Origin of the sequence: Secundilactobacillus hailunensis (assembly GCF_005405185.1) — a bacterium.
In the GTDB taxonomy this organism is placed as follows: domain Bacteria; phylum Bacillota; class Bacilli; order Lactobacillales; family Lactobacillaceae; genus Secundilactobacillus; species Secundilactobacillus hailunensis.
Window position 1 is genome coordinate 1 of the sequence record NZ_BJDO01000098.1, and the last position, 2,213, is coordinate 2,213.

Below are 2,213 nucleotides of genomic sequence, written 5' to 3' on the forward strand. Positions count from 1 at the left end.
TTTGCCCAACGCGTTCGCGACCTTTTGTCCCATCCTCAATGTATCAAAAAAGGAGCCAAAATACCGTCGCATTTTGACTCCCTTATCTTAGTATATTTCGGCTAGGTGGTAGTGAACAAACCGGTATACCCATATAACGCCGATGTAATGGGCTTCAAACTAAAATTGAGCCATAATTTCAAAAATGAAACGCAACGTCAATTCTGAATTAATTTCAAAAATGTTATGATGGGATTTAACGAATGGTATATCCCAATTATCTAATTAACTGAACGCAATAAAAATAGACCAGCAAAGGGACATTTGCTGGTCTGTTTGTACGTGGCTGCAGGTATCGCGGTCACTTTGAGGATATTAAAGGGATGAAACAAGACTTTTCGATTGGAATTCAACAACCGAATAATCATAGGTTATCATAGTTGATTTTAAAATACAAGAACGCCTGTTCGATTTTAACCGGAGTTATATCACGCTAGAATAATGATTGTCCAACGGAAACGGTTGGCAACTTTCTGTCGTTGATCTTGCTACTGAGGTATTTACCCACAGGAGGGTTTATGTTGAAACAAACCAAAAATATTTTTGATAAACCGGCATTTGCTAAGAAATTTCACCAGAGTAGCATTCGCTACAAGTACGCCGTTGAGATTCAGATGTTGCGGGCGAAGGCGGGGCTGACTCAAAGCCAGCTGGGGGAACTGATGAACGTGCCGCAATCCTCAATTGCACGCTGGGAAAACGGTGGTACCAACATCACCATTGAAACGCTGGAGAAGATTGCCAGGGCAATGAACAAGGAGCTCAAAATCGATTTTCTATAATTAGCGCATATCGAGCCCCATGAATGACCATCTATGGTAGAATGAGCCTATATATAGATTGAGGAGTATTGCATAAATGCGATACAGCGTTTTAAGGGGGCCATTCTAGGTATGAAGAAGTTTGGTATTATCATTGTTGCGGCGTTGTCGTTCGGGGCTTCATTCGCGGTTATTCCAGCTGCCACGACACCTACTGCACAGGCGAAGGTTTCAGTCGTTAAGAAGAAGTCGATGAGTACGCAGAAGTACCAGATCGACCAGTCGAAAGCCAAGAAAGCTTACGCCTATTCTGGCACCTTAAAGAAACGCGAGTTCAAACTTTCAAGCGGGCACAATACGGTCTTTAACGCGACGGCTCAGGAGTCGATCAAGTCCGGCAAGACGACACGAATCTACTACTACATCAAGTCGCCTTCTAACCACAAGATGGCCGGCTGGGTTTGGCATGGTTATCTGAAGACGCCGCTGCTGTCTAAATCAGCGGTGACTAAATTAGTAGCATCTGGTGAAGATTTAAATCCTTCAGCAACGCTGCTCAAACAGCCAGCAGCTTTCTACGGGACCTATAACCTTTATTTGCGCAAAGAGTTCAACATGACGGGCAAGTTGACAACCTTTAAGAACCATCAAGCACGGGTCTACGTTGCCGATTCAAGTGTTCAGCCCTACGTTCAAAAAGCCATGAGCGTGTGGAACAAAGCCCTTGGCCGCTCCGTCTTCATTCCTGGGACCGCATCGAATCATCAGCTCGTGGTGTCGACTAAACCTGCCAAGCAGTGGGACGGTCTGAACGATGGCAATCATCTTTACCTGAGTTCAACGGCCCTTAACGATAAGAACTACGCGGGCAGCGTGGCGGATACACCAGAGATTCGTTCACTGTACAACCAGTATGAAGATATCGCGAACGCCTACAAGAATTCGGCCAACGGTTCAGCTGCGCAACAGTCCTACCTTAATCAGGGGCATACGTTGTATGATCAGTTGATCGCTGCGCAAAGAGCGGCGGCACCATCAGCCGAGACCTATTGGGAGGGCGTGACCGTCCATGAACTGGGCCACTCCCTTGGCCTGGATCACACGCCATATCTGACCGACATCATGTACGCTGAAACCAGCGATGACGGGTTCAGCTCTAGCGTGAACGGCAAGTATAGCTGGAATTCACCGAAGGATCCTAACGATTCACGGCGAGAGACGCCAACCTTATCGGACCGCGATGTGAACCGTGCGAAGTTAGGGATGAAACTAGGATACTGGTAAACTTTAAACTGCATTTTGAGGGCCTGATGATGCACTATGCCCTGTCAAGTTGACAAATGAAATAATATAAAGTTTTATGTGTTCCTAAGCGGCTTCACTCCAGTATTCGTCTGGAGTGAGGCCGTTTCT

Annotated in this window: 2 protein-coding genes; both read left to right on the forward strand. The window is 46.2% G+C overall.

Features of this window, described 5'->3' with window-relative positions; genetic code table 11:
- Positions 1-560: 560 nt before the first annotated feature.
- Complete coding sequence (locus FFM73_RS12325; protein WP_235874517.1) at positions 561-821, forward strand: helix-turn-helix domain-containing protein; 261 nt, start codon at positions 561-563, stop codon at positions 819-821.
- Between the two features lie 111 nt (positions 822-932).
- Positions 933-2,084, forward strand: coding sequence for a matrixin family metalloprotease (locus FFM73_RS12330; protein ID WP_137631934.1), 1,152 nt, complete (start codon positions 933-935; stop codon positions 2,082-2,084).
- The last annotated feature ends 129 nt before the right edge of the window (positions 2,085-2,213 follow it).